Annotated in this window: 27 protein-coding genes; 16 read left to right on the top strand and 11 right to left on the bottom strand. The window is 66.9% G+C overall.

Annotated features, from left to right (window positions below):
* Nucleotides 1-20: 20 nt before the first annotated feature.
* Complete coding sequence (locus FOB72_RS22860) at nt 21-1,325, bottom strand: MFS transporter (protein ID WP_150374977.1); 1,305 nt, start codon at nt 1,323-1,325, stop codon at nt 21-23.
* Between the two features lie 141 nt (nt 1,326-1,466).
* Here FOB72_RS22860 and FOB72_RS22855 point away from each other — a divergent pair, with 141 nt between their 5' ends.
* The 6 genes from FOB72_RS22855 (at nt 1,467) to FOB72_RS22830 (ending at nt 5,844) form a co-directional block, all read left to right on the top strand.
* On the top strand, nt 1,467-2,390 hold the full coding sequence (locus FOB72_RS22855) for a LysR family transcriptional regulator (protein ID WP_150374976.1): 924 nt from the start codon (nt 1,467-1,469) through the stop codon (nt 2,388-2,390).
* Between the two features lie 212 nt (nt 2,391-2,602).
* A complete protein-coding gene (locus tag FOB72_RS22850) occupies nt 2,603-3,418 on the top strand; it encodes a transporter substrate-binding domain-containing protein (RefSeq protein WP_150374975.1) in 816 nt (271 codons plus the stop codon).
* 10 nt (nt 3,419-3,428) lie between these two features.
* Nucleotides 3,429-4,097 carry an amino acid ABC transporter permease gene (locus FOB72_RS22845; protein ID WP_150374974.1) on the top strand — a complete coding sequence of 223 codons (669 nt, stop codon included), beginning with the start codon at nt 3,429-3,431 and terminating at the stop codon, nt 4,095-4,097.
* Complete coding sequence (locus tag FOB72_RS22840) at nt 4,094-4,750, top strand: amino acid ABC transporter permease (RefSeq protein ID WP_150374973.1); 657 nt, start codon at nt 4,094-4,096, stop codon at nt 4,748-4,750. The genes FOB72_RS22845 and FOB72_RS22840 overlap by 4 nt, the downstream gene beginning before the upstream one ends.
* Nucleotides 4,731-5,462: an amino acid ABC transporter ATP-binding protein gene (locus FOB72_RS22835; RefSeq protein ID WP_150374972.1), complete on the top strand. Its 732-nt coding sequence runs from the start codon at nt 4,731-4,733 to the stop codon at nt 5,460-5,462. The genes FOB72_RS22840 and FOB72_RS22835 overlap by 20 nt, the downstream gene beginning before the upstream one ends.
* A gap of 130 nt (nt 5,463-5,592) precedes the next feature.
* Nucleotides 5,593-5,844 carry a hypothetical protein gene (locus tag FOB72_RS22830; protein WP_150374971.1) on the top strand — a complete coding sequence of 84 codons (252 nt, stop codon included), beginning with the start codon at nt 5,593-5,595 and terminating at the stop codon, nt 5,842-5,844.
* Here FOB72_RS22830 and FOB72_RS22825 read toward each other — a convergent pair.
* The 3 genes from FOB72_RS22825 to FOB72_RS22815 form a co-directional block, all read right to left on the bottom strand.
* Nucleotides 5,841-6,278 carry a BLUF domain-containing protein gene (locus tag FOB72_RS22825; protein WP_150374970.1) on the bottom strand — a complete coding sequence of 146 codons (438 nt, stop codon included), beginning with the start codon at nt 6,276-6,278 and terminating at the stop codon, nt 5,841-5,843. The genes FOB72_RS22830 and FOB72_RS22825 overlap by 4 nt on opposite strands.
* 3 nt (nt 6,279-6,281) lie before the next feature.
* Nucleotides 6,282-7,028, bottom strand: coding sequence for a GTP cyclohydrolase I (gene folE, locus FOB72_RS22820; RefSeq protein WP_223851758.1), 747 nt, complete (start codon nt 7,026-7,028; stop codon nt 6,282-6,284).
* Between the two features lie 67 nt (nt 7,029-7,095).
* On the bottom strand, nt 7,096-8,022 hold the full coding sequence (locus FOB72_RS22815; RefSeq protein ID WP_150374969.1) for a LysR substrate-binding domain-containing protein: 927 nt from the start codon (nt 8,020-8,022) through the stop codon (nt 7,096-7,098).
* Nucleotides 8,023-8,125: 103 nt separating this feature from the next.
* Here FOB72_RS22815 and FOB72_RS22810 point away from each other — a divergent pair, with 103 nt between their 5' ends.
* From FOB72_RS22810 to FOB72_RS22790, 5 genes are all read left to right on the top strand, one after another.
* Complete coding sequence (locus FOB72_RS22810; RefSeq protein ID WP_150374968.1) at nt 8,126-9,292, top strand: CaiB/BaiF CoA transferase family protein; 1,167 nt, start codon at nt 8,126-8,128, stop codon at nt 9,290-9,292.
* Nucleotides 9,293-9,316: 24 nt separating this feature from the next.
* The gene (locus tag FOB72_RS22805) at nt 9,317-9,775 is read left to right on the top strand and encodes a MaoC family dehydratase (protein WP_150374967.1); all 459 of its coding nucleotides are present in this window, start codon (nt 9,317-9,319) and stop codon (nt 9,773-9,775) included.
* A gap of 80 nt (nt 9,776-9,855) precedes the next feature.
* Complete coding sequence (locus tag FOB72_RS22800; protein WP_150374966.1) at nt 9,856-10,875, top strand: Bug family tripartite tricarboxylate transporter substrate binding protein; 1,020 nt, start codon at nt 9,856-9,858, stop codon at nt 10,873-10,875.
* 21 nt (nt 10,876-10,896) lie between these two features.
* On the top strand, nt 10,897-12,057 hold the full coding sequence (locus tag FOB72_RS22795; protein WP_150374965.1) for an acyl-CoA dehydrogenase family protein: 1,161 nt from the start codon (nt 10,897-10,899) through the stop codon (nt 12,055-12,057).
* 13 nt (nt 12,058-12,070) lie between these two features.
* Nucleotides 12,071-13,051: an acyl-CoA dehydrogenase family protein gene (locus FOB72_RS22790; protein ID WP_150374964.1), complete on the top strand. Its 981-nt coding sequence runs from the start codon at nt 12,071-12,073 to the stop codon at nt 13,049-13,051.
* A 19-nt stretch (nt 13,052-13,070) separates the two neighbouring features.
* Here the strand turns inward: FOB72_RS22790 and FOB72_RS22785 are convergent, their stop codons facing one another.
* The 3 genes from FOB72_RS22785 to FOB72_RS22775 all read right to left on the bottom strand — a co-directional run bounded on the left by FOB72_RS22785 (nt 13,071) and on the right by FOB72_RS22775 (nt 17,442).
* Nucleotides 13,071-14,336 carry an arsenic transporter gene (locus FOB72_RS22785; RefSeq protein ID WP_150374963.1) on the bottom strand — a complete coding sequence of 422 codons (1,266 nt, stop codon included), beginning with the start codon at nt 14,334-14,336 and terminating at the stop codon, nt 13,071-13,073.
* 144 nt (nt 14,337-14,480) lie between these two features.
* Nucleotides 14,481-16,541 carry a penicillin-binding protein 1A gene (locus FOB72_RS22780; RefSeq protein ID WP_150374962.1) on the bottom strand — a complete coding sequence of 687 codons (2,061 nt, stop codon included), beginning with the start codon at nt 16,539-16,541 and terminating at the stop codon, nt 14,481-14,483.
* Between the two features lie 10 nt (nt 16,542-16,551).
* Nucleotides 16,552-17,442, bottom strand: a complete 891-nt coding sequence (locus tag FOB72_RS22775; protein WP_150374961.1) for an alpha/beta hydrolase — start codon at nt 17,440-17,442, stop codon at nt 16,552-16,554.
* A gap of 129 nt (nt 17,443-17,571) precedes the next feature.
* On the opposite strand from FOB72_RS22775, the gene FOB72_RS22770 reads away from it, so the two are divergent.
* Nucleotides 17,572-17,802, top strand: a complete 231-nt coding sequence (locus tag FOB72_RS22770; protein ID WP_109583804.1) for a hypothetical protein — start codon at nt 17,572-17,574, stop codon at nt 17,800-17,802.
* 12 nt (nt 17,803-17,814) lie between these two features.
* Here the strand turns inward: FOB72_RS22770 and FOB72_RS22765 are convergent, their stop codons facing one another.
* Both FOB72_RS22765 and FOB72_RS22760 read right to left on the bottom strand, forming a co-directional pair.
* On the bottom strand, nt 17,815-18,222 hold the full coding sequence (locus FOB72_RS22765; protein WP_150374960.1) for a VOC family protein: 408 nt from the start codon (nt 18,220-18,222) through the stop codon (nt 17,815-17,817).
* Between the two features lie 30 nt (nt 18,223-18,252).
* Nucleotides 18,253-19,131, bottom strand: coding sequence for a LysR family transcriptional regulator (locus FOB72_RS22760; protein ID WP_150374959.1), 879 nt, complete (start codon nt 19,129-19,131; stop codon nt 18,253-18,255).
* A gap of 128 nt (nt 19,132-19,259) precedes the next feature.
* On the opposite strand from FOB72_RS22760, the gene FOB72_RS22755 reads away from it, so the two are divergent.
* From FOB72_RS22755 to FOB72_RS22740, 4 genes are all read left to right on the top strand, one after another.
* On the top strand, nt 19,260-20,045 hold the full coding sequence (locus FOB72_RS22755) for an SDR family oxidoreductase (RefSeq protein ID WP_150374958.1): 786 nt from the start codon (nt 19,260-19,262) through the stop codon (nt 20,043-20,045).
* A 29-nt stretch (nt 20,046-20,074) separates the two neighbouring features.
* Nucleotides 20,075-20,800, top strand: a complete 726-nt coding sequence (locus tag FOB72_RS22750) for a ribonuclease activity regulator RraA (protein WP_150374957.1) — start codon at nt 20,075-20,077, stop codon at nt 20,798-20,800.
* A gap of 102 nt (nt 20,801-20,902) precedes the next feature.
* A complete protein-coding gene (locus FOB72_RS22745; RefSeq protein ID WP_150374956.1) occupies nt 20,903-21,931 on the top strand; it encodes a Bug family tripartite tricarboxylate transporter substrate binding protein in 1,029 nt (342 codons plus the stop codon).
* A gap of 5 nt (nt 21,932-21,936) precedes the next feature.
* A complete protein-coding gene (locus FOB72_RS22740; protein WP_150374955.1) occupies nt 21,937-23,106 on the top strand; it encodes an alpha-hydroxy acid oxidase in 1,170 nt (389 codons plus the stop codon).
* Here the strand turns inward: FOB72_RS22740 and FOB72_RS22735 are convergent.
* Together FOB72_RS22735 and FOB72_RS22730 are read right to left on the bottom strand one after the other, a co-directional pair.
* Nucleotides 23,084-23,401, bottom strand: coding sequence for a YnfA family protein (locus FOB72_RS22735; RefSeq protein ID WP_150374954.1), 318 nt, complete (start codon nt 23,399-23,401; stop codon nt 23,084-23,086). The genes FOB72_RS22740 and FOB72_RS22735 overlap by 23 nt on opposite strands.
* Nucleotides 23,398-24,414 (bottom strand): 5'-nucleotidase, encoded by a 1,017-nt coding sequence (locus FOB72_RS22730; RefSeq protein ID WP_150374953.1) that lies wholly within the window; start codon nt 24,412-24,414, stop codon nt 23,398-23,400. The genes FOB72_RS22735 and FOB72_RS22730 overlap by 4 nt, the downstream gene beginning before the upstream one ends.
* Between the last annotated feature and the right edge of the window lie 3 nt (nt 24,415-24,417).

The raw sequence follows: 24,417 nt of genomic DNA, 5'->3' as shown, positions 1-24,417 counted from the left end.
TCCTTGTTGCGCGGATAGCTTTATTGGGGAGTGGCGACGGTCGTCGTCTTCGGGAGTTTGTTGGCGAACACGATCAGCGCGGCGACAACGGGCAGGACGGCCATCATCAGCACGCCGAGATGCAGGTTGCCGGTGGCGGTCTTGGCCCAGCCGATCATCGCGGGACCCCAGAAACCGCCGGACAGGCCGATCGTGTTGATCAGTGCGATGCCGCCCGCGGCGGCCGGGCCCTTGATGTACTCGGGCGGCATGGCCCAGAACACGGTGTAGGCCATCCACAGGCCCATGGTAGCCACGGTCAGCAGCGCGAGCGACAGGTAGAGGTGGCCGTCCGCGAGCGTCGTGCAGGCGAGGATGACGCCGGCGCCCAGCGCGGGCAGCGCGCAGTGGAAGCGGCGTTCGCCGAGCCGGTCCGAACGGCGGCCCATGTAGTACATGCCGAAAGCGGCGGCGATATAGGGAATGGCCGCGTACCAGCCCAGTTGCACGAGGTCCGTGACGCCCTGCGCCTTGATGATGGTCGGCAGCCAGAAGCTGATGGCATAGATGGCCGCGATGATGCAAAAGTATGCGAACGCGAGGACGTACACGCGCATGTCCTTGGCCACGGCGAGGAACGAGTGGCTGTGCGCCGCATGCGTGCCGAGTTCGGACTCCAGCAGCACGCGCTCGCGGTCGGTCAGCCATTTGGCGTCGGCCGGGCGATTCGGAATGAGGCGCAGCGCGGCAATGCCGAGCAGGATGCAGGGCAGGCCTTCGACGAGGAACATCCATTGCCAGCCGGCCAGATTGCCGGTGCCGGCGAGCGTGGTCATCAGCCATGCGGAGGCGGGCGCGCCGACGATGCCGCCGATGGGGCCCGCCAGGAACACGATGGCGATGGCGCGCGCCATGCGCTGCGGGCCGTACCAGCACGACAGGTAATAGATCATGCCGGGCGCGAAGCCCGCTTCGAACACGCCGAGCAGGAAGCGCATGGCGTAGAACGTGGGCACGTCGCGGACGAACAGCATGCAGGCCGAGGTGATGCCCCAGAGCACGAGGATGCGGCTGAAGGTCTTGCGCGCCCCGATGCGCGGCAGCATGAGGTTGCTCGGGATCTCGAACAGCACGTAGCCGATAAAGAAGATGCCCGCGCCCACGCCGTAGGCCGCGTCGGAGAACCCGAGGTCGCTCTGCATCTGCAGCTTGGCGAAACCGACGTTCACGCGGTCCAGATACGCGAACAGGTAACAGACCAGCAGGAACGGCAGCAGCCGGAAGTTGATTTTCCGGTAGAGCGCCGAAATCTCGTCGACGACCCCCGTGGTCGAAATTGCCAGCATGCCTGTCTCCTGTGGGTGTGCTGTCGATCATGGCAAACGGTTGGATGACTACCAAGAGCAACTAAGTTCACGGATCGTTCTGATTTGAGCAACGCAGGGCGGAATTGCGGTATCTTGGCGGGCAGACAGGGAGGGGCGGGGATGCGGGAAATCAACCAACAACGGCTGCGGTACTTCCGCGAGGTACTCGTGCACGGCACCATTCGCGGGGCGGCCGATGCGCTCAATACCTCGCCGTCGGTGATCACGCGGCAGGTCAAGCTGCTCGAAGACGAGCTCGACGTCACATTGTTCGAGCGGCTGCCGCGCGGCGTGCGGCCGACCGAGGCGGCGCTGCATCTGCTGGAGTTCTGGCAGGGATACCGGTCTCATCAGGAAAAGCTCGAGGACCAGCTGCACGCGCTCAAGGGGCTTCAGCAAGGGCGGGTGACGCTCGCGATCAGCGAGGGGTTCGTCGATCCGCTCGTGAACCAGGTGCTGGCGCCGTTCTGCGCGCAGTACCCGAATCTCGATATCGACATGCAGATCCTGCCCGTCGATGACGTGCTGGGCGAGGTGGCGGAGAGTCGCGCGCATATCGGACTGGCCTACAACCCGCCGCCGCACGCGAATATCGTGTACCGGGCGAGCTCGCCGCAGCCGGTGGTGCTGCTGGCGCGGCCCGATCATCCGCTCGTGACGCGCGGCGGCAGCGCGCGGATCGCGGACCTGCTCGACTATCCGCTCGCGCTGATGCCGTCCTCGTTCGGTATCGGGCATGCGGCCAAGATGGTGGAGTTCGCCGAGAACGTGAAGATCCGCGCGACGCTCGTCACCAACTCGCTGACCGCGCTCAAGCAGTTCGTCGCCTACGAGAACTTCGTCACGCTGATTGGCGCGTTTGCTGCATACAGGGAGATTGCCGCGGGGACGCTCGCGGTGGTGCCGATTGCCCACCCGCTGTTCCAGGGCGTCCACGCGCGGCTGCTGGTCAAGGAAGGCAGGCCGCTGCCGGCGGCGGCGCTGGAGCTGCTCGATCATCTGCTGCGGCATATGCCGATGTTTGCCGGCGACCGGAAGCCGTGATGTCGATGCCCCGCAAGGGTGCCTGGCTCCGGGCTTGCACCGTCTTGGTGCCGCCGCCGAATCGTTCGCGATGATCGTATGCACGGCTGTGGGGCCGGAGTGCCCGCGCGGCGTCTGCGATTGAGACCAAATATTGCATACAAAGCTGGCATGCCGTTTGCGTTGTCAGAGGCCATCGACAATCCGCCCCTGACAAAAAGGACCTGCCGCCCATGCCTTCGAATGTTTTCGTTTCGCGCGTCCGTCGCACCTTTCTGCTGGCCACCGCGGCCGGCGCCTGTCTCGCCAGCCTGACGCTCTCCGCGCCGGCCCGCGCCGATGCGCTGGACGATGTGACGAAGGCCGGTGTCCTGCGCGTCGCCGTGCCGCAGGACTTTCCGCCGTTCGGCTCGATCGGTGCCGATATGGCGCCGCAGGGCCTCGATATCGACGTGGCCGCGCTGATGGCCAAGAAGATGGGCGTCAAGCTGCAGCTGGTGCCCGTGACGAGCACGAACCGCGTGCCGTACCTGCAGACGAAGAAGGTCGATCTGATCATCTCCAGCCTCGGCAAGAACCCCGAGCGCGAGAAGGTGCTCGACTTCTCGGAAGCCTATGCCCCGTTCTATAACGGCGTGTTCGGCCCGGCCGACATGGCCGTCAAGACCGCCGCCGATCTGGCCGGCAAGACCGTCGGCGTGACGCGCGGCGCGGTGGAAGACCTCGAACTCAGCAAGATCGCGCCGCCCAATGCCACGATCAAGCGCTACGAGGACAACAACGCGACGATCTCGGCGTTCCTGTCGGGCCAGGTGCAACTGATCGCGACCGGCAACGTGGTGGCGTCGGCGATCATCGCCAAGCATCCGCCCAAGACGCCGGAAACCAAGTTCCTGGTCAAGAATTCGCCGTGCTTCATCGGCCTGAACAAGGGCGAGACGCGCCTGCAGGAAAAGGTGAATGCGATTCTGGCCGAGTCGAAGAAGGATGGCTCGCTGAACTCGCTGTCGATCAAGTGGCTGCTGCGTCCGCTGCCGGCACAACTCTGATCCGCGGCGAATGGCATATCAGTTCGATTTCGGCTCGATCCTCGGCTATACCGACGTGCTCGCGAAGGGCATCGCGGTGACCGCGCAGCTGACGGTCACCGGGGGGGTGCTCGGCGTGGCCGTGGCCATCCTCGGCGCGTGGGCACGCACCGAGGGGCCGCGCTGGCTGCGCGCCGTGGTGGGGGCGTATGTGGAGGTCATCCGCAATACGCCGTTCCTGATCCAGTTGTTCTTCATCTTCTTCGGGCTGCCCAGCCTGGGCGTGCAGTTGCCCGAGATGGTGGCGGCCTCGCTGGCGATGGTGATCAACCTGGGCGCCTACGGCACGGAGATCGTGCGCGCGGGCGTGGCCGCCACGCCGCGGGGCCAGTACGAAGCGGGTGCCAGCCTCGCGATGTCGCGCGTGCAGGTGTTCCGGCACGTGGTGCTGCGTCCGGCGCTGCAGAAGATCTGGCCCGCGCTGTCGAGCCAGATCGTGATCGTGATGCTCGGGTCGGCGGTCTGCTCGCAGATTGCCGCGCAGGACCTGACCTATGCGGCCAACTTTATCCAGGGCCGCAACTTTCGCGCGTTCGAGGTGTATCTGGTCAGTACGTTGATCTATCTGGGGCTCGCCTTGCTGCTGCGGCAGTTGCTGCGCGCGTTGGGTCGGAGCCTTTTTGTCAGGAAGTCCCGATGATCGAGTTTTCGTTATGGGACATCGTCCGCAACCTGCTGCTCGCGGCGCGCTGGACGGTACTGCTGTCGCTGGTGGCATTCGTCGGCGGCGGGCTGGTCGGGCTGCTGGTGCTGTTCGGCCGCACGTCGCGGCGCGCATGGGTACGGCGCGCGATGTCCGTCTACATCGAAGTGTTCCAGGGCACGCCGCTGCTGATGCAGCTGTTCCTCGCGTTCTTCGGGCTCGCGCTGTTCGGCATCGACGTGCCCGCATGGCTCGCGGCCGGACTGGCGCTGACGCTCTGGACCGCGGCATTCCTCGCCGAGATCTGGCGCGGCTGCGTGGAGTCGATTCCGCGCGGGCAATGGGAAGCCTCGGCCAGTCTGGCGATGGGGTACGTGCAGCAGATGCGTCACGTGATCCTGCCGCAGGCGCTGCGCATCGCGGTGGCGCCGACGGTCGGGTTTGGCGTGCAGGTGATCAAGGGCACCGCGCTCGCGTCGATCATCGGCTTTACCGAACTGTCGAAGGCCGGCACGATGATCGTCAATGCGACGTTCCAACCGTTTACCGTTTATGCGGCCGTGGCGCTGATGTACTTCGCGCTGTGCTGGCCGCTCTCGCAATACAGCAGGAAGCTCGAGGAGAAGTTCCATGGCGCTCATCGCCATTGAGGATGTCCGCAAGTCGTATGGCGCCAACGAGGTGCTGAAGGGTGTGTCCCTGTCCGTGGAACCGGGCGAGGTCATCGCGATCATCGGCAAGAGCGGCTCGGGCAAGAGCACGCTGCTCCGCTGCATCAACGGGCTCGAGCAGATCGACTCGGGCGCGATCACGGTGGCGGGCGCGCATCTGGCGAACAGCGAATTGCAGCTGCGCGCGCTGCGGCTCAAGGTCGGCATGATCTTTCAGCAGTTCAACCTGTTTCCGCATCTGAGCGCGGGCCGCAACGTGATGCTGTCGCCGATGATCGTCAAGGGCACGCCCGAGGCGAAGGCGCGCGAACTGGCCGAGACCAATCTCGCGCGCGTGGGGCTGTCGGCGAAGTTCGATGCCTACCCCGACCAGTTGTCCGGCGGGCAGCAGCAGCGCGTGGCCATCGCGCGTGCACTGGCGATGGAGCCGATGGCGCTGCTCTGCGACGAGATTACGTCGGCGCTCGATCCGGAACTGGTCAACGAAGTGCTGCAGGTCGTGCGCGGGCTGGCCAGCGAAGGCATGACGCTGCTGATGGTCACGCACGAGATGCGCTTTGCGCGCGAGGTGTGCGACCGCGTTGTGTTCATGCATCAGGGCAGGGTGCACGAAATCGGCGCGCCGGAGAGCGTGTTCTCCAATCCGCAGACGCCCGAACTCCAGCAATTCCTCGGGATGGTGACGGCCTGATCGCTCAGGAACGGGCAACGCGGCGCGCACAATATATGCGATGCCGTTGGGGTCTTCGCGCGTGCCATACGCACGCCTGAAATTTGTGGCAGGCTTGCTCCGCTGACCTACCCCCGCCTGGAGGTGTGCCATGACGCAACGTCAATTCGAGCAATTCCCGTCCAACGAGCAACAGGATGTGGCGGCCGTCGTCCAACTGGTTGGACTGATGCCGCAGGACTTCGAGATTTCCGATGTCAATGGCACATCGGCTCGCCAGGTGACAGTCAGGCGCCAGAGTACGGGCGCGGCCAGCGTCTACGACGCGGGGCCGGGCACCGCATGGGTGGAGGAGTTCGAGAGCGATCTCGAGTGCGGGTTATTCGGGCAGGTTTCGCATTAAGCCTGGCGCGAAGCGGACTGAACAATCGACGCACCGGCCGCGAGTTCCTTGAGCAGCGACAGCGACGCTACCGCGGGCATGCGGTAGGGGTCCAGCTCGCCCTGCGCCGAGTACTTGAGCAGCGTGGCGGGATTGAGCTTGCCCACGTTGACGCGCCCCATCGACCAGACCGAGAACTCGCGTTCGGCGATCTCCGCGAAATCGAGCAGTACCACGTCCTTGTGGCGCGCGTCGCGGCCGATGTTCAGGAACAGCCGCGACACCGTCGCACGCTCGCCTTCGAGCGCCTGCAGGAAGATGCCATTGCCGTGGCACAGCACGCCCGTGATGCCATGGCGCGTGTTGCCGGCCATGCTCGTCTCGAAGATGGCATCGAGCGTGGCGGCGTCGAGGGGTTCCTTCGCGCGGCTTGCGTAGAGCAGTCGGACTAGCATGGGTCAGCCTTTGTTGAGGTGCAGCAGCGTGAGGAATTCGCGCCGCAGCTTGTCGTCCTTGAGGAACGAGCCGCGCATCACGCTGTTGGTCATCTTGGCGTCGGTATCGCGCACGCCGCGCCAGTGCATGCAGAAGTGCTCGGCTTCCATGACGATGGCGAGGCCGTCGGGGTTCATCTTTTCCTGCAGCAGGTCGGCCACCTGCGCAACGGCTTCTTCCTGGATCTGCGGGCGGCACATGATCCATTCGGCAAGGCGCGCGTACTTCGACAGGCCGATCAGGTTCGAATGCCGGTTCGGCATCACGCCGACCCACAGCTTGCCGATGATCGGGCACAGGTGGTGCGAACATGCGCTGCGCACGCGGAGAGGCCCGACGATCATCAGTTCGTTGAGCTGCTCGACGTTCGGGAACTCGGTAGTTTCCGGCGCGCGCGCATAGCGGCCCGCGAAAATTTCCTTGAGGTACATCTTGGCCACGCGCCGCGCGGTCTCGCGCGTGTTGTGGTCCTGATCGACGTCGATCACGAGCGTGCGCAGCACCTCTTCGAGCTTGGCCTGCACTTCGCCCTGCAGCGCATCGAGTTCGCCGGGCTCGATATAGCGCGCGATATTGTCGTTCGCATGGAACCGCACGTTGGCGGCCAGCAAACGCGCCCGAATGCGCTCGGAAACACCGCTGGCCGCGGAAACCTCGGTTGCCGGCGGGACGGAGACGGGGACGGGCGCGGGTTGATCCTGATCTGACATGTAAACCGCTGTCTGTGGAGAGGCGCCATCGTGCGCAATGCTTCACTATATGGCAGTTCGAATGTTGCTACAACCGCGCGACGGGCACCTCGCCGGACGGCGCCTGCGCGGCGATCCGCCGAGCCGCGGCCAGAAACTGCTGGACATGGCGGTCGTCCGTATCCTGCTGCGTGGCCAGCGCGATGCCGATGCGGGCTGCGGGGCGAGGGCTCGTGATGCGCAGAAAGCGCACGCGGCGGTTGGTATAGCGGGCGGTGACGCCCGGGACGAGCGCCACGCCGAGGCCGCTTTCGACAAGGCTGACGATGGTCTGGACCTGCACGGCTTCCTGCGCGATGCGGGGGACGAAGCCCGCCTGCTGGCACATCAGCATCGCCACGGCCTGCAGGTTGGGGACGTCGGCGCTCGGGTGCATGATGAACGGTTCGCTGGCCAGCGTCTTCAGCGCGATGCCCGATTGCTGCGCGAACGCGCTGTCGGCCGGCACGGCCGCGACGAAGGTGTCGGACTCCAGCGGCAGCAGCGTGAACGGGCCGCTGCTCAGGATCGGAAAGCGCACGAGGCCCGCATCGAGCTGGCCGCGTTCGATGCGGTCGAGGATCGACGCCGATGTCGACTCGTGCAGGATCAGTTCGATGCCCGGATGGGCGTCCCGAAACGCAGGAATCAGCTTGGGCAGCAGCGCATAGGTGGCGGACCCCACGAAACCGATGCGCAGCGCCCCGCGCTCGCCATGCGCGGCGGAAACCGCGGCCGCGCGGGCCTGGCCAGCGTGGAACAGTGCGCGCCGGGCATCGTTGAGCGCGGCCTCGCCGGCTTGCGTCAGCCGCACGCCGCGTGTGGTGCGCACGAACAGCGGCGTGCCCAGTTCGGCCTCGAGCTTGCGGATGGAAATCGACAGCGGGGGCTGGGCCATATGCAGGCGCTCGGCCGCCCGGTGGAAGTTGCCGGTCTCGGCGAGCACGACGAACTGCTGCAACTGGCGCAGATCCATGGTGATATCCAGACGATATCGGTTATTAAAAAACTAATATTAGACTGAATACCCTCGGCTGGACTAGTCTTTGGCCTCGAACAAAATAGACAGGAGACCCGGCATGTTGCCCCTATCCGGAATTCGCGTGGTCGATCTCTCCACCGTGGTCATGGGGCCCTACGCGAGCCAGTGGCTGGCGGACCTCGGCGCGGAGGTCATCAAGGTGGAGACGCCCGACGGCGACTCCACGCGCCGGACGGGGCCGGCGACCGAAGACGGCATGTCCGCGATCTTCCTCGGCGTCAACCGCAGCAAGAAGAGCGTGGTGCTCAACCTCAAGCAGCCCGCCGCGCAGCAGGCATTGCACCGGTTGCTCGAGACTGCGGACGTCTTCCTGCACAGCATGCGGCCGCAGAAGCTCGGCAAGCTCGACCTCGATCCCGCCAGCGTGATGGCGCGCCATCCGCGGCTGGTCTACGTGAGCCTGCTCGGCTTCGCGGAAGACGGCCCTTACGGCGGCCGCCCCGCCTACGACGACATCATCCAGGGCCTGTGCGGCAATGCGGCGCTGATGGCCGCGCAGACGGGCACGGTGCGCTATTTTCCGACGATCGCGGCGGACAAGACCAGCGGTCTCGTGGCCGCGCTGTCGATCTCGGCGGCGCTGGCGGGACGCGAGCGCAATGGCGGCAAGGGCACGATGGTCGAGGTGCCGATGTTCGAGTCGATGGTCGCGTTCAACCTCGTCGAGCATCTGTACGGCCAGCACTTCGAGCCGCCGCGCGCGCGGGCCGGCTATCCGCGCGTGCTGGCGCCGCTGCGCCGGCCGTATCAGACCGCCGACGGGTACGTCTGCATGATGCCGTACACCGATGCGCACTGGCGCGACTTCTTCCGCGCATCGGACCGAGACGACCTGGCCACCGATGCGCGCTTCGCCGATATCGCGGCGCGCACGCGGCATATCGAGACGCTGTACGAAATCACGGGCGAGCTCGTGCGCGAGCGCGGTACCGACGAGTGGCTCGGCATCTGCGAAGACCTGCAGATTCCGGTGGCGCGTGTGAACGGGCTGGACGAGCTCGTCGATGATCCGCATCTGCGCGAGACGGGTTTCTTCGATACGGTCGCGGACCCGGCGATGGGCACGCTGCGCTTCCCCGGTGCGCCGGTGCGGTTCGATGGCGAGCGCGGGCACGCCGCGGTGCCGCCAAGGCTGGGCGAGCATACGCGCGAGGTGCTCGGCGGCATTGGGCTGACCGATGCGGAGATCGATGCGCTGCGATAAGCAGATCCATAAAGAGGAGACGACATGACGCAACCGCAACGCCTTGGACAAGGCTTCTACTGGCAGGACATCAAGGAAGGGCAGGTGTTCGAGACCTTCCGCCGCACGGTCACGGAGACCGACCTCGTCAACTTTATCTCGGTCACGGGCATGCTCGAGGCCATCTTTATCGAAGCCGGATACGAAGCCGGTGCGATCAAGGGCCGCCCGGTGCCGGCGGCGCTGACCTATGCGCTGATCGAGGGCTTCATCCTGCAGACGATGATCCAGGGCACGGGGCTGGCCATGCTTGAGCTCACGCAGAAGATCCATGGCCCCGTGCTGGTGGGGGACACCATCGGCGCGCGCGTCACGGTGACGGGCGTGCGGCCGACGTCCAAGAGCGGACGCGCGGTGGTGGACTCGTCGATCGAGGTGTTCAACCAGCGCGGCGAATGCGTGATGACTTACACCGCGCGGCGCTTGCTGGCGGGACGGGAGTAACGGGGGAGGCAACCACGCGGGGAGCGCCTCCGTCTGGTTGCCTTCATAGCAGTCACGGTTTTTACCGGAGGAGACACGACATGCCATTCCAGAGCAAAAATGCCGGGCATATCCATATCGCACCGTCGCGCCGCACGCTGCTGCGCGCGCTGACGGGTATCGCGCTGGGCGCGGCCCTCGCGCCGCACGCCGCGCGCGCATCGGACTACCCCGACCGGCCGATCCGGCTCGTGGTGCCGTTCCCGCCGGGCGGTCCGACGGACCTCGTCTCGCGCGTCATCGCGAAGAAGATGTCCGACGAACTCGGGCAGCAGGTGCTGGTCGATAACCGTCCCGGGGCCAACGGCAATATCGGCAACGAGATCGTGGCCAAGGCGCCCGCCGACGGGTACACGGTGCTGTACAACACGTCGTCCATCGCGCTTAGCCCCGCGCTCTACAAGAAGCTGTCTTATGACGTGAAGCGCGACCTGCTGCCCGTGGCGATGACAGCCAACGTGCCGCTCGTGCTCGAGGTCAACGCACAGGTGCCGGTGAACACGGTGCCCGAGTTCGTGGCGTGGGTGAAGGCCAATCCGGGCAAGTTCACCTATGGGTCCGCAGGCAATGGCAACGTCACGCATCTGACCGCGTTCCTCGTGCTGCAGGCGAATGGCCTTAGCGCCGTGCATGCGCCGTACAAGGGGAGCGCCCCGGCGCTGACGGACCTGGCGAGCGGACAGGTGCAGTTCATGACCGATACGATCAATTCGTCGCTGCCGTTCATCCGCGACAAGCGCATGAAGGCGCTGGCGGTCACCAGCAGCACGCGCAGTGCGCAGCTGCCCGATGTGCCGACGCTTGCGGAGTCGGGCATGCCGGGATTCGAGGCGGGCGCATGGCAGGGGATGATGGTGCCGGCGAAGACGCCGCCGGAGGTCGTCAGGAAGCTCAACGCGGCCGTGACGAAGGCACTGGCCTCGCCCGACGTGCGCGCGAGTCTCGCGCTGCAGGGCGCGGAGCCGCGCGGGTCGTCGCCGGAGGCGTATGGCAAGTATCTGACGCAGGAGCTCGATCGCTGGCGGAAGGTCGTCGGGGATTCGGGCGTGACGCTCGACTGAGGCGGGATCCCGCACGCATCCATGACCAATATCTTTGGCACGTTCACCCTTACCACGCTGCCGCCGTCGGCGTCGTCGTTCCGGCAGGAGGTCAAGGCGTTCCTGCGCGATCATCTGCCCGCGCTGCCGCCCGACGTGCGGGCGCGATCGTGGATGGGCTTCGACCCCGCGTTCAGCCGCGCGCTGGCCGCGCGTGGCTGGGTCGGCGTCACGCTGCCGTGCGCATATGGCGGCGCGGGGCTCGATGCGTTTGCGCGCTTCGTGCTCGTCGAGGAGTTGCTGGCGTGCGGGGCGCCCGTGTCCGCGCACTGGATCGCGGACCGGCAGAGCGGGCCGCTGATTCTGCGTTATGGCACCGAGGCGCAGCGCGCGTTCTATCTGCCGCGGATCTGCCGTGGCGAGGCCTTTTTCTGTATCGGCATGAGCGAGCCCAATGCGGGGTCGGATCTGGCCAGCGTGACGACGCGTGCGACGGCGGTGGAAGGCGGCGGCTTTCGGCTCAATGGCCGCAAGATCTGGACGACCAATGCGGACCGGTGCCAGTACATGCTGGCGCTCGTGCGGACGTCCGGCGAGCCGGGGGATCGGCAGACGGGGTTGTCGCAGGTGGTGGTCGATCTGTCGTTGCCGGGCGTGACGGTGCGGCCCATTCGCGATCTTGCGGGCGATGCGCATTTCTCGGAGGTGTTCTTCGACGATGTGTGGCTGCCAGCCGAAGCGTTGATCGGTCGTGAGGGGGCGGGGTGGGAGCAGGTGAACGCGGAGCTTGCGTTCGAGCGCAGCGGGCCGGAGCGGATTTACTCGAGCGTGGTGTTGCTCGATGCGTGGCTCGCGGCATGGCGGCGGTCGTCCTCGGTCCGGCAGGACACGGCTGTGGTGGGACGCCTGCTGGCGAAGATGGCCACGCTGCGCGCCATGTCGCTCGCGGTGACGGCGCGCCTGGCCGCGGGCGAGAGCCCGCTCGTGGAAGCGGCACTGGTCAAGGACCTCGGCACGGCACTCGAGCAGTCGATCGGCGAGTTGGCGGAGGCCGCGCTGGGCGACGATCCGGCATTGGCTGCCGATGCCGATCTCTATCGGACGTGCGTGTATGTGAACCAGATTTCGCCGACCTACTCGCTGCGCGGCGGCACCCGCGAGATTCTGCGCGGAATGATCGCGCGTGGGCTTGGGCTGCGCTGAACGGGGGACGGTGATGGATAACGAGTATTCGGATGCATTGGAAGCGCTGCTGCGCGACCATTGCACGCCCGCGATCGTGCGGGAGATCGAGGCGGGCAACGCGGCATCCTGCGATGCGCTGTGGCGCGTGCTGCAAGAGAGCGGGTTTGCCGATTGCCTGTTGCCCGATGCCGGGCTGACCTTGGCCGATATCGGGCCCATGCTCGTGGCGATGGGGCGGTATGCCGTGCCGGTGCCGCTGGCGCAGACGATGGTCGCGCGCGCGTTGCTCGACATGGCCAATGTGCCCGTGCCCGATGGCCGCATCACGCTCGTCACGGGGGATGGCGCCGCGCGCGCGTATGTGGCCGAAGGGGCCACGGCCGACTGGTTCCTTGTGCAGGACGGGGATCGCGCGATGCTGCTGTCGCGGGACGCGGCCGCTGTGGCGACGACCGGCGCGCACGGTGACCTCGCGGTGACGATTTCGGGAAGCGCGCCGGAGGGGGCGTCTTCCTTTGCGCTACCGCGCGGCACGTTGCGGACGGCAGGGGCGGCGCTGCATACGGCATTGATCGCCGGCGCGATGACACGCGCGTTCGACCTGACGTTGCAGTACGCGAACGACCGCGCGCAGTTTGGACGCCATATCGGAAAGTTCCAGGCGATCCAGCATCAGATCGCGCTGCAGGCGGAGCACGTGGCCGCCACGCGCGTGGCGGCGCAGCTGGCTTGTCAGGCGGAGGGATGGCTGCCGGATCCGATGCGGGCGGCGCTGGGCAAGTGCCAGGCGAGCGAGGCCGCGCATGCGGTGGCGTCAATTGCGCACGCGGTGCACGGGGCGATCGGCGTGACCGAGGAATACGACCTCCAGCTGTTCACGCGCCGGTTGCATGCGTGGCGGATGGCGGATGGTTCGGAGGCGTACTGGGGGCGGGTGATTGGGGAGGCGGCGGTTGCCGGCGGTTTGGCCGCGGTGGATCAGGTTCGGGTCTGGAGCGGTGAGCCCGCCTGACGGAGGCGGGCGGCGGGGCTTACAGCAACTGCGCCGCGAGTGCCGCCACCAGCGCGATCGGCGTCACCATTGCGCCGATTCGCAGAAACTGCATCGCGGTAACCATATGTCCCTCGCGTCGTAGCGCCGTCAGCCACAGCAGTGTCGCGAGCGAGCCGGTGACCGAGAGGTTGGGGCCGAGGTCCACGCCGATGAGTACCGCGCCGGTGACGGCTTCGGAGGCGTGGCCGGCGGAGAGGGCTGACGCGGCGATCAGGCCGGCGGGCAGGTTGTTCACGATATTGGAGGCGAGGCCGACCAGCACGCCTGCCGCGATCGTTCCGATATGGCCCGCCACATCGTGCGGGTGCGAGGACAGCCATTGCACCCAGTGCGCCAGTTGCGTAATGACCCCGGTGTGCTCCAGGCCCGCTACCAGCACGAACAGCCCGGCCACAAGAGGCATCACGCCCCATGAGACTTCGCGTACCGCGGGCATGAACAGCCGCGGCTGCGATACGGATACCGCGCCTAGCGTGATCAGACCGCCCAGCGCCGAGGGCCAGCCCAGGTCGCGGCCGAGTAGCGATGCGGTCAGCAACGCCATGCCCGTGATGACGATGCCCGCGGTGGTCAGCCATGCCTGCAGCGTCAACGGTGGGGTGGGGACGTCTTCCGCGATGCGTTCGGCCAGTGCCTCGCGTTGCGTCCAGTAGAGGACCGCGAACGTTACGACGATCGCGATGATCGATGGCAGCGTGAAGCGCGCCAGCCATGCGGCCAGCGGTGGCATGCGTTCGCCGAACAGCACGAGGTTGGCGGGGTTCGAGATCGGCAGCGCGAAGCTCGCCGCGTTGGCGATGAACGCGCAGGCGAACAGATAGGGCAGGGGATGCTTTACGCGGGCGGCACGCGTGGCGGCCAGCACGGCGGGGGTCAGCACGACGGCGGTGGCGTCGTTCGACATAAAGATGGTGACGGCGGTGCCGAAGCCGTAGACCAGCGCGAACAGCCTGCGCGCGGAACCCCGCGCGCGCCGTACCGCGAGTGCGGCCACATGGTCGAACAGGCCCGTCTTCCGCGCGAGTTCGGAGACGATCATCATGCCCGCGAGGAACAGATAGACGTCATTCCCGCGCGCCACCGCGGCCCACGCGTCGGCCAGCGGCAGCAGGCCCGCGACACAGAGCGCAATCGCGCCCGCCATCGCCCAGCACCATTCGGGCAGACGGAACGGGCGCAGCAGCACGCCGAGCGTGGCGGCGCACGCGATGCTCCAGATCAGGGGGGTAGACCAGGCGGACACAGATTCGTCAAGTTAAGGTGGAACGCGCCCCGGTGCGCCGATCGCGCAGCGGAACAGGGGGCATGCGCGGTGCGCGGGCCGCGCACGCGGGCGGTGCGATGCGCCGGGGCAAGGGCGTGGGCGTGGGCCGGGCGCGCACGATGCTCAGAGCTGACCGGGGCCGCGCGGGGCGGCGTTCGTGGCGGGCATGCCCAGCGCGGGCGTTGCCGCGCCGCCATTGCCATCGCGCACGGCCGCGGGGCCGAAGCCGTCGTTAGCGGGCGTGGCGCCGTCGAGCGGGGCCTCCGCGGGCGCGGGCGGCGGAAAGCCGATGGACGCCACCGCGTGGACGCCGTCCGGATATTCGGTATAGGCCCAGTCCCCATTGATCCGCGCGACGCCCGACGGCGCCTCGAACAGCGACACGGGCACGCCCGCGAGCCGGCCTTCCATATACGCCGCCCAGATCGGCAACGCCGTGGTCGCGCCGAACTCGCGCTTGCCCAGCGGGCGATTGTCGTCGAAGCCCATCCACGCGACCGTGACGATCTCGCCCGCATAACCGGCGAACCAGCCGTCGATCGAATCGTTGGTCGTCCCGGTCTTGCCGGCAACGTCCTGACGCTTCGTATAGCGGCGCACGCCCGTGCCGGTGCCGGCATCGACCACGCTATGCAGCAGGCTGTCCATCACGAACGCATTGCGCTCGGAGATCACGCGCGTCGGTGCAACGGCCGTATCGGCCTGAAACAGGACATTGCCCTCGCCGTCGGTGATCTTCTGGATCAGATACGGCTCCACGCGGTACCCGTGGTTGGCGAACACGCCGTAGGCGGCAGCCAGGCGCATGGGCGACGTGGTGCCGGTGCCGAGCGCCATCGGCAGGTACGGTGGCAGGCGGCTCTTCGAGAACCCGAACTTGCCCGCGTAGTCGATCGCATATGGAATGCCGATCTCGCGCAGCGTGCGGATGGCCGGCAGGTTGCGCGACTCGGCCAGTGCCTCGCGCACGGGAATCGGACCGACAAAGCGATCGTCATCGTTGGACGGGTTCCACTTGGGATCGTCGAGCGGCGCATCGTTGATGAGCGTGCCCGGCGAAACACCACGCTCGAGGGCGGCCGAGTAGATGAACGGCTTGAACGTGGAGCCCGGCTGGCGCTGCGCCTGCGTGGCATGGTTGAAGCGGTTGGTCTGGAAGTCCGAGCCGCCGATCATCGCCTCGATCGCGCCTGTCTGGCTGTCGAGCGAGATCAGCGCGGCCTGTGGGGTAGTCCCGCCATGGCGCTGTCCGTACTTGTCGATGCCCGCGCGCACGGCGTCATAGGCCATGGTCTGCCGCACGGACGACACCGTCGTGTAGACGTTGAGGCCGCGCGTGTACGCGTCGTCGCCAAAGCGGTCGTGCGCGAGCTGGCGCGCGAGTTCGGCCACGTATTCGGCGTGCCCCGCATAGCGACCGTTGCCGTCCGTCACCACGCTGATCTTCTCGGCGCGCGCATCGCGGTACTGTTCCTGCGTGATCATGCCGAGCGAGAGCATGCGGCCGAGCACGTACTCCTGCCGGCGCGTCGCGCGCGGCAGGTTCACGGCCGGGTTCATCGTCGAGGGCGCCTTGGGCAGGCCCGCGAGCATCGCGGTCTCCGCGATCGACAGGTCCGCGAGCGGCTTGCCGAAATAGACCTGCGCGGCGCTGCCGAAACCATAGGCGTGCTCGCCCAGGTAGACCTGGTTCATATAGAGCTCGAGCACGCGGTCCTTGGGCAGCGAGCGGTCGATCTGCCAGGCCAGCAGGATTTCGTACCACTTGCGGGACAGCGTCTTTTCGCGCGACAGATAGAAATTGCGCGCGACCTGCATCGTGATCGTGGACGCGCCCTGCGCATAGCCCTCGCCGATATTGGCGAGCGCCGCGCGGATCAGGCCCGAGAAGTCCACGCCGACGTGCGAGTAGAACTGATCGTCCTCCGCCGCGAGCAGGGCCTCGGTCATGCGCTTGGGCATATGCTCGATCGGGATGAACTCGCGGTGCTCGGTGCCGAATTCCCCGATCAGCGTGTTGTCGCTGGTGAAGATGCGCAGCGGCACGTCCGGACGATAGTCGCGCAACGCGTCGATCGAGGGCAGTTGCCGCAGGCTGACCACCGCGGCGAAGCCGGCGAGCAGCACACCGGCGGCCGCCATCCCGCCGAGGGCGGTGGCGGTCCAGATTGCGATTCTTTTCATGGCCGCGATTCTACCGCGCCGCAGCGAGCGGTAATGGCTCGCCCGCCTCCGTGTGATCCGCGGGAGGCGCCGCGACCGTGTTTGCGGGTGCCTGGGACGGCACCTGACGTGCAAAGGCGCACAATGCCAGCCAGGTTTCCTCGCGTTCGACGATCGTGAAATGGTCGGTGCCGGGGATGGTTTGCAGGGCGACGGGGCCCGGCCACGCGGCAATCAGGCGCTCCGAGCACTCGTGCGGGACCACGGCGTCGGACTCGGCCAGCAGGACCTTTGTGCTCTGCACCACTTTCTTGCAATGGGAGATCGAATCGAAGTGGTGACGCATGAGCTGGCGCAGCGGCACCAGCGGAAAGCGCTTGCGCACGATTTCCAGCAGCGAGTCGTAGGGCGTGATCAGCTGCAGGCTCTCGAAGTCCTGCAGGTCCGCGAGCTGGATGGCGACGCCGGTGCCCAGCGAGCGGCCGACCACGTGCACGCGCACGCCGGGGAACGCGCGGCGGATATGGAGCAGGAACTGGCTGGCATCGGCCACGGCCGAGGCCTCCGAGGGCATGCCGTCCGAGTGGCCGAGACCGCGATAGTCGAACGTGGCGAAGCCCATGCCGTCGGGCAGCCATTTGACGTACTGGAGCGTGTCCAGCACGTCCTCGCCCCGGCCGGGCAGGTAGAACAGCAGGTCGTCCACGCCGTCGTCGCCGGCGTGATACAGGTAGCCGCGCAGCATGCCGCCGGGCACCGTATGCGAATACGCGAGGATCCCTTCCGGCAGGTCGCGGGGCGGACGGCGCCTTGCGTCGAAGAGCAGGCGTTCCTGATTGACCGCGAGGTAGGTCCAGTAGCAGACGAAGCCGCCGGCCGTGACGAGTGTGGTGGCGAGCGTCCGGCGGATCAGTGTTGACATGAGGCTCGATGACATGAAGCCTGTTTTTTGTGATGGATCCATTCAGACAGCAGGTGGTTGACGCAAGTTCGTGCGCAAGTTCTTGTACGATACGCGCTTTGAGGCATTACACGGCCGAGGGGGCCAGCCATGGACGAACAGAAGCGCGCCGAGGAGGCGCAGGCAATGGAGCGCGTGGTGGCCGCCACGCGGCAGGTACAGGTCGCCTTTACCGCCTTGCAAAGTCAGTATCCGCCAGAGGGCGCGGGCAAGCCATCGAAGCTGGCGTTGCAAACGTTCGATGCCGCACTGCAGGCGCTGGAAGACGCGCAGGCGACGTTCGACGAGATGCTCAACGACCTGCTGGACGGCAATCGCTGACGTTTCGGTGTCTCAGGCCGGGGGATAGCTGGCGACCTCGATGAGGTTGCCATCGGGATCCCGGCAGTAGACCGAATTCATTGGGCCGAGCGCGCCGGTGCGCTGCGCCGGGCCGGCCTCCACGGGCACCTCGTGCGCGAGGAAATGCGCGACCACTTCATTGGGCGGCATCCGCGTGATGAAACAGAGGTCGTCGCTGCCCGATGTCGGGTTCACGCCCGTGAACCACGCAACCGTGTCTTCGTCGATCGGGCGCAGGTTGATCTTCTGCTGGCCGAACTTGACGGACACGCGCGGGCCTGTGCGCGACGGGAAGTCTTCGCGTTGCATGCCCAGCACGCGCTGATACCACGCGGCGCTGGTTTCGACGTCCTTCACGTTGAGGACGATGTGGTCGATGCGATCGATCGCAAGGGTCATGCGGGGCCTCCGTTTGTGATGGGGGTTACTTTACAGCGTTTTGCCCTCACCCTCGGGCCTGCTATTCACCATGGCCTCGAACAATCTCGCGTATTGCGATTGCCTGGGCCACAGGAAGCCCAGCTGCCGGACCGGCCGGCCTTCGGGCAGGGGCAGGATCACGGCGGTATCGGGTACCGCGGCGCGTGGATAGCAGTCCGGCACCAGCGAGACGCCCAGTCCCATGCTCACCAGCAGCAGAATGCCGTCGGGCGAATCCAGTTCGAAGCGTTCCTGCGGATGCAGGCCGCGCTCCTGCAGATATTGCTCGCCCAGCAGGCCGCCCCATGTGCGGCGGTCATAGCGGATCATCGGCTGCTCCGCGAGGATCGCGTCGGGGTCCTGGCCGGCGAGGTGGGCGGGCGCGAGCAGCACCAGCGGCTCCGTCCGCAGCATGTGCCAGACGTACGCCTTGGGCAGCTTGAACGGCGGCTCCACGAGCAGCGCGGCGTCCACCTTGCCCGTGACCAGCTGATGGTAAAGATCGTGCGAGGTGCCGATTTCCATCGTGGCATCGAGGCTTGGATGGCGCAGGGCGATATACCGGAGCAGATCGGGCATGACGTTGGTCAGCGCGGTCCGGATCGTGCCGATGCGCAGGCCGCCCGGGAAGCCTTCCTCGGATACGGCCATTTCCAGTTCCCGCACATCGCGCTGGAATTTTCGCGCGCGGGCGAGCAGGCGGGCGCCGGCTTCCGTCAGCCGCACGAAGCGGCCCGACCGCGTCACGAGCGGGGCGCCGAGCTCGCGCTCGAGCGTGCGCAGGCGCTGGGATAGCGCGGTGGGCGTGATATGGATCCGCCGTGCGGCCTCGGCCATCGAACCGCATTCGGCGACCATGACGAAGGTGTCGATAAAGCGCGTGTCCATATTTGAAAGGGGGCCCTCTCTCCGACGGCAATCCACAAAACGTTCATTCTGAACGCGAGAAAATCCAATTGTCTTAGAGTTTCCGCTTCCTCACAATGGCTCAACAGACCAATAAGGAGGAGACACCCATGGATCTCGGGATCGATGGCAAGACCGCGCTCGTGCTCGGCGCGGGCGGCGGCCTCGGCGGCGCGATTGCGCGGACCCTGGCGCGCGAAGGCGTCAAGGTGGCCGTGGCCGACATCAATGCCGAGGCGCTCGCCCCGGTGGTGGCGGACATCGAGCAGGCCGGCGGCAAGGCGTTCGCGCTGCAATGGGACCTCGCCGACCTCGGCGCGATCGAAGCGCGCGTGGCCGCCATCGAAGCCGCGCTGGGCCCGGTCGATATCCTCGTCAACAACACTGGCGGCCCGCCGCCGACGCCCGTCTTCGGACAGGACACCGCCGTCTGGCAACGCTGGTTCCAGGCCATGGTGCTGTCCGTGATCGCGATCACCGATCGCGTGCTCCCCGGCATGCGCGCCCGCCAGTTCGGCCGCGTGATCACGAGCACATCGTCGGGCGTCGTCGCCCCGATTCCGAACCTCGGCCTGTCCAATGCCCTGCGCACCTCGCTCGTGGGCTGGTCCAAGACGCTCGCGGGCGAAGTCGGCCGCGATGGCGTCACGAGTAATATCGTGCTGCCCGGCCGCGTCGCCACGCCGCGCATCCAGTTCCTCGACGAGCAGAAGGCCGGGCGCGAGAACCGCCCCGTGGAGGACGTCCGCGCGCAAAGCATGGCATCGATTGCCGTGGGCCGTTACGGCGAGCCGCAGGAGTACGCCGACGTGGTGGCATTCCTTGCCAGCGCCCGCGCCGCGTACGTGACCGGCTCGGTCGTGCGCGTCGATGGCGGCCTGATCGCCAGCATCTGAACCATCAACTTCCAAATCGAGGCTTATCCATGTCCGTTGAATCCCTGCCGCTGGACGCGCGCACGATCGAAGTGCTCTCGAAGATCACCACCGCCACGCTGACGACGGTGCTGCTCAAGAAAGGCCTGCGTAACGTCTGGCTGCGCGGCGCGATGCCGTTGCATGCCAACAGCCCGCGTCTGGTCGGCCGCGCGTTCACGCTGCGCTTTGTGCCGGCGCGCGAAGACCTGGCCACGCCCGCATCGTGGTCGTCGCCGATTTCCACGCGTGCCGCCATCGAGGACATGCCCGCGGGCTGCATCGCGGTGGTCGATGCGATGGGCGTCAAGGATGCCGGCATCTTCGGCGACATCCTCTGCGCGCGCATGGGCAAGCGTGGTGTCACGGCGCTCGTCACCGATGGCGTGGTGCGCGACGTGGACGGCGTGCGTGGCACGGGGCTGCCCGTGTGGAGCAGCGGCGCGGCCGCGCCGCCGTCGGTGGCGGGCCTGACCTTCGTTGCGTGGCAGGAGCCGATCGGTTGCGGCGGCGTGGCCGTGTTCCCGAACGACGTGGTGGTGCTCGACAACGACGGCGCGGTGCTGATTCCCGCCGATATGCTTGAGGCCGTCGTGGCCGAGGCCGAGGAGCAGGAGCGCGTCGAGGGCTGGATCATGCAGCAGGTGGAAGCCGGCGAAAAGCTGCCGGGCCTGTATCCGCCCAACGAAGAAAACAAGAAGCGCTATCAGGCCTGGCGCGCGCAGCAGAAGGACTGATTTCAGGCATCGGCAGGGCAGGACAACGCGCGTCACGCGCGCGTTGCGGGGACGGTCGCGCCCGACGCGGCCGCCCCAGAACAATAATCAAAGGGGACAGACATGACACGCATCGACGGGGAAACGCTCGCGGTTCTTCCGGTGGCATCGCGCCGCACCTTCATCACGGCATCGCTCTGCGCGGGGCTCGCCGTGACGCTTGGCAACGCGGGCATCGCCCGCGCGGCCACCGATTACCCCACCAAGCCGGCCACGCTGCTGGTCGGCTTTTCCGCAGGCGGCGCGGTCGATCAGGTCGCGCGCCTCGTGGGGCAGGGCCTGGGCAAGGACCTCGGCCAGTCGTTCGTGATCGAGAACCGCGCCGGTGCCACGGGCACCATCGCGGCGGAGGCCGTGGCGCGCGCCAGGCCCGACGGCTATACGCTGCTGCTGGGCACGCAATCGACGATGGTCGTGGCGCCCGGCATGTATCCGAAGCTGCGTTTCAATCCGGTCAAGGACTTCGTACCGGTCTCGCTGATCGCCTCGGTGCCGCTGGTGCTGGTCGTGCATCCGTCGCTGCCGCTGCATACCGTGCAGGACGTCATCAAGTACGCCCGCGAGAAGAACGGCGCGCTCAACTACGCGTCGTCGGGCCCCGGCGGTCCGCAACACGTGGCGGCCGAGCTGTTCTCGACGATGGCCGGCGTGCAGATGGTGCACGTGCCGTACAAGGGCGAGGCGAACGCGATTGCCGATGTGCTCGGCAATCAGGTGCCGCTGATGTTCAGCAACCTGCCGACGCTGCTGCCCTATATCCGCAGCGGCAAGCTGCGCGCGATCGCGGTGTCGAGCCTGGAGCGCGCGCCGAGCGCGCCCAGTATCCCGACCGTATCGGAATCCGGCCTCAAGGGCTTCGAGGCGCTGACGTGGTTCGGCCTGTACGCGCCGGCCGGCACGCCCGCCGATATCGTGCAGAAGCTCGAGCACGGCGTGCAGGTCGTGGCGTCGGACCCCGACACGCGCGCCAAGATGGCCGCGCAGGGCATGAAGGTGGAAGCTTCGGACAGCGCGACGTTCAGGCAGTACATGGCGTCGGAGAGCGTCAAGTGGGGCGACCTCGTGCGCAAGTCGGGCATCAAGCCGGAATAAGCATCATGGCAAGCCCGGAGGCGTTGTGCCTCGATGACTTCGAGGCGGCCGCGCGCCGCCGCCTGCCGGCACCGGTGTTCGGCTATATCGCCGGTGCGGCCGAACGTTACCGCTCGTTCCACGATAACCGCGACGCGTTCGACGACGTCGGGCTCGTCACGCGCGTGCTCGTCGATATCTCGCGCCGGTCCACGGCCACGTCGCTGTTCGGCCGGACCTATGCGTCGCCGTTCGGCATTGCGCCCATGGGTCTCGCGGCGTTGTCCGCGTACCGGGGCGATATCGTGCTGGCGCAGGCGGCCGCGGAGGAGAACGTGCCAATGATCATGAGCGGGTCGTCGCTGATTCCGCTCGAGCAGGTGGCGCGGGTCAATCCGGAAGCCTGGTTCCAGGCCTATCTGCCCGGCGACGAGCCGAACATCGTCGCGCTGATCGAGCGCGTGCGGGCGGCGGACTTCGGCACGCTCGTCATGACGGTCGATACGCCGGTGCCCCCGAACCGCGAGAACTATGCGCGCGCGGGTTTCTCGGCGCCGCTGCGGCCCAGTGCGCGACTGGCGTGGGAGGGCATCACCCATCCGCGCTGGCTGTTCGGCACGTTCTTCAAGACGCTGGTGCGCCATGGCATGCCGCATTTCGAGAACAACTACGCCACGCGCGGCGCGCCGATTCTCTCGCAGAACGTGCAGCGCGATTTCTCGGATCGCGGGCATCTGGACTGGCGCCATTTCGCGCTGATTCGCAAGATGTGGCCGGGCACGCTCGTCATCAAGGGCATTCTCGATGCGCGGGATGCGCGCATCGCCGTCGATGCGGGCGCCGATGGCATCGTCGTGTCCAATCACGGCGGGCGGCAGCTCGATGGTGCGGTGGCGCCGTTGCGCGTGCTGCCGGACATCGTGCGCGCGTGTCCGACCGTGCCGGTGATGCTCGACAGCGGCGTGCGGCGCGGCAGCGATGTGCTCAAGGCGCTCGCGCTCGGGGCGAAGTTCGTGTTCGTGGGACGGCCGTTCTGCTATGCGGCGGCGGTGCAGGGCATGCCGGGGGTGCGCAAGGGTATCCAGCTCATGAAGCAGGAGGTCTCGCGCAATATGGCGATGCTCGGCGCGACGTCGGTCCACGACATCGACGAGAGCTTTCTGTGGTCGCCGGTCAGCGCGGCTGGAACACGATGATCGCCATGCCGGCCACTGCCACCGCGACGCCGGCGATATCCCATGGGCTCGGACGCACGCCGTCCACGAGCCATAGCCAGCAGATGGCCACCGCGATATAGATGCCGCCGTACGCGGCATAGACGCGTCCCGATGCATCGGGATGCAGCGTCAGCAGCCATGCGAATACCGCGAGCGATACGGCGCCCGGCACCAGCAGCCAGGCGCTGCCGTTCTGGCGTAACCACAGGTAGGGCAGATAGCAGCCGAGGATTTCCGCGAGGGCGGTCAGCATATACAGCGGGACGGTCTTCATGCGGCGTCGGTGGGAGCGTCGGGTGCGGCGTCCGGTGCGGACTCGGCCTGCGTCAGCAGGTCGGCGTCGGCCATGGCGCTTTTGACCGTGCGGCGCTTGCGCGGCGGCGCGAGCAGCTGGCCGCCCTTGTACGGCACGTGACCGGCGGGCACCACGGTGGCGGCGCTTTCCACATGGAATTTCTGATCGTCGAAGAACATATGGGCGCCGAATGCGCGCAGGACCTGATCCTTGGGCAACCCGCCGAGGAAGAACGCCTCGTCGATCTCGACGTTCCACGTGCGCAGCGTATGGATGACGCGTGTGTGGGCGGGGCTGTTGCGGGCCGTGACGATGGCGATGCGCACGGGGCATTCGCCGGACGGAAAGCGCTGCTGGACTTCGGCCAGCCGCAGCAGCAGCTTGGCAAACGGCCCTTCGGCCATGGCCTCGTGCCGGTGCTTCTGTTCGTGCCGGACGAAGGCTTCCAGACCCTTTTGCTTGTAGATGCGTTCGGATTCGTCCGAAAACAACACGGCGTCGCCGTCGAAGGCGATGCGGATCTGGTTGTCGGGGGCCTGGTAGTCCGGCGGCACGTCGTACAGCTGCGCCGCGGCCACGCCACCGTCGATGGCGGCCTGCACGTCGGCGGCATCGCGCGACAGGAACAAGTCCACCTTGAACGCATGCAGATACCGGTCGATGGCTTCGCCGCCCGTGAACGCCGCGCGGGTGATATCGAGCTTGTGCGCTTCGATGGCATTGAACGCACGCAGGCCCGTGTCGGGCGAGTTGCGCGAGATCACGACCACCTCGACGAGGCGACGGCCGGGGATGGCGGCGTTGAGCTTCAGCAGGGCACGGACGAGGGGGAACGCGGTGCCGGGGCGCAGCGGTTCGTCTTCGTGTTCGCGCTGGTGGGCGGTGTAGGCGGCAACGCCGTCGCGCTGATAGATACCGTTTTCGAGCTCGAGGTCGAACAGCGCGCGGGAGGAGATGCCGATGACGAGTTTGTCGGTGAGATCGTAGGCCATGCG

Source organism: Cupriavidus pauculus (genome assembly GCF_008693385.1).
In the GTDB taxonomy this organism is placed as follows: domain Bacteria; phylum Pseudomonadota; class Gammaproteobacteria; order Burkholderiales; family Burkholderiaceae; genus Cupriavidus; species Cupriavidus pauculus_D.
The sequence above is the reverse complement of the archived record's forward strand: the minus strand, read 5'-3'. Positions and strand labels throughout refer to the sequence as shown.

Excerpts from the sequence above, each read along its gene's own strand:
- FOB72_RS22860 (WP_150374977.1), bottom strand. The coding sequence starts at position 1,325 with ATGCTGGCAATTTCGACCACGGGGGTCGTCGACGAGATTTCGGCGCTC.
- FOB72_RS22855 (WP_150374976.1), top strand. The coding sequence starts at position 1,467 with ATGCGGGAAATCAACCAACAACGGCTGCGGTACTTCCGCGAGGTACTC.
- FOB72_RS22850 (WP_150374975.1), top strand. The coding sequence starts at position 2,603 with ATGCCTTCGAATGTTTTCGTTTCGCGCGTCCGTCGCACCTTTCTGCTG.
- FOB72_RS22845 (WP_150374974.1), top strand. The coding sequence starts at position 3,429 with ATGGCATATCAGTTCGATTTCGGCTCGATCCTCGGCTATACCGACGTG.
- FOB72_RS22840 (WP_150374973.1), top strand. The coding sequence starts at position 4,094 with ATGATCGAGTTTTCGTTATGGGACATCGTCCGCAACCTGCTGCTCGCG.
- FOB72_RS22835 (WP_150374972.1), top strand. The coding sequence starts at position 4,731 with ATGGCGCTCATCGCCATTGAGGATGTCCGCAAGTCGTATGGCGCCAAC.
- FOB72_RS22830 (WP_150374971.1), top strand. The coding sequence starts at position 5,593 with ATGACGCAACGTCAATTCGAGCAATTCCCGTCCAACGAGCAACAGGAT.
- FOB72_RS22825 (WP_150374970.1), bottom strand. The coding sequence starts at position 6,278 with ATGCTAGTCCGACTGCTCTACGCAAGCCGCGCGAAGGAACCCCTCGAC.
- folE (WP_223851758.1), bottom strand. The coding sequence starts at position 7,028 with ATGTCAGATCAGGATCAACCCGCGCCCGTCCCCGTCTCCGTCCCGCCG.
- FOB72_RS22815 (WP_150374969.1), bottom strand. The coding sequence starts at position 8,022 with ATGGATCTGCGCCAGTTGCAGCAGTTCGTCGTGCTCGCCGAGACCGGC.
- FOB72_RS22810 (WP_150374968.1), top strand. The coding sequence starts at position 8,126 with ATGTTGCCCCTATCCGGAATTCGCGTGGTCGATCTCTCCACCGTGGTC.
- FOB72_RS22805 (WP_150374967.1), top strand. The coding sequence starts at position 9,317 with ATGACGCAACCGCAACGCCTTGGACAAGGCTTCTACTGGCAGGACATC.
- FOB72_RS22800 (WP_150374966.1), top strand. The coding sequence starts at position 9,856 with ATGCCATTCCAGAGCAAAAATGCCGGGCATATCCATATCGCACCGTCG.
- FOB72_RS22795 (WP_150374965.1), top strand. The coding sequence starts at position 10,897 with ATGACCAATATCTTTGGCACGTTCACCCTTACCACGCTGCCGCCGTCG.
- FOB72_RS22790 (WP_150374964.1), top strand. The coding sequence starts at position 12,071 with ATGGATAACGAGTATTCGGATGCATTGGAAGCGCTGCTGCGCGACCAT.
- FOB72_RS22780 (WP_150374962.1), bottom strand. The coding sequence starts at position 16,541 with ATGAAAAGAATCGCAATCTGGACCGCCACCGCCCTCGGCGGGATGGCG.
- FOB72_RS22775 (WP_150374961.1), bottom strand. The coding sequence starts at position 17,442 with ATGTCAACACTGATCCGCCGGACGCTCGCCACCACACTCGTCACGGCC.
- FOB72_RS22770 (WP_109583804.1), top strand. The coding sequence starts at position 17,572 with ATGGACGAACAGAAGCGCGCCGAGGAGGCGCAGGCAATGGAGCGCGTG.
- FOB72_RS22765 (WP_150374960.1), bottom strand. The coding sequence starts at position 18,222 with ATGACCCTTGCGATCGATCGCATCGACCACATCGTCCTCAACGTGAAG.
- FOB72_RS22760 (WP_150374959.1), bottom strand. The coding sequence starts at position 19,131 with ATGGACACGCGCTTTATCGACACCTTCGTCATGGTCGCCGAATGCGGT.
- FOB72_RS22755 (WP_150374958.1), top strand. The coding sequence starts at position 19,260 with ATGGATCTCGGGATCGATGGCAAGACCGCGCTCGTGCTCGGCGCGGGC.
- FOB72_RS22750 (WP_150374957.1), top strand. The coding sequence starts at position 20,075 with ATGTCCGTTGAATCCCTGCCGCTGGACGCGCGCACGATCGAAGTGCTC.
- FOB72_RS22745 (WP_150374956.1), top strand. The coding sequence starts at position 20,903 with ATGACACGCATCGACGGGGAAACGCTCGCGGTTCTTCCGGTGGCATCG.
- FOB72_RS22740 (WP_150374955.1), top strand. The coding sequence starts at position 21,937 with ATGGCAAGCCCGGAGGCGTTGTGCCTCGATGACTTCGAGGCGGCCGCG.
- FOB72_RS22735 (WP_150374954.1), bottom strand. The coding sequence starts at position 23,401 with ATGAAGACCGTCCCGCTGTATATGCTGACCGCCCTCGCGGAAATCCTC.
- FOB72_RS22730 (WP_150374953.1), bottom strand. The coding sequence starts at position 24,414 with ATGGCCTACGATCTCACCGACAAACTCGTCATCGGCATCTCCTCCCGC.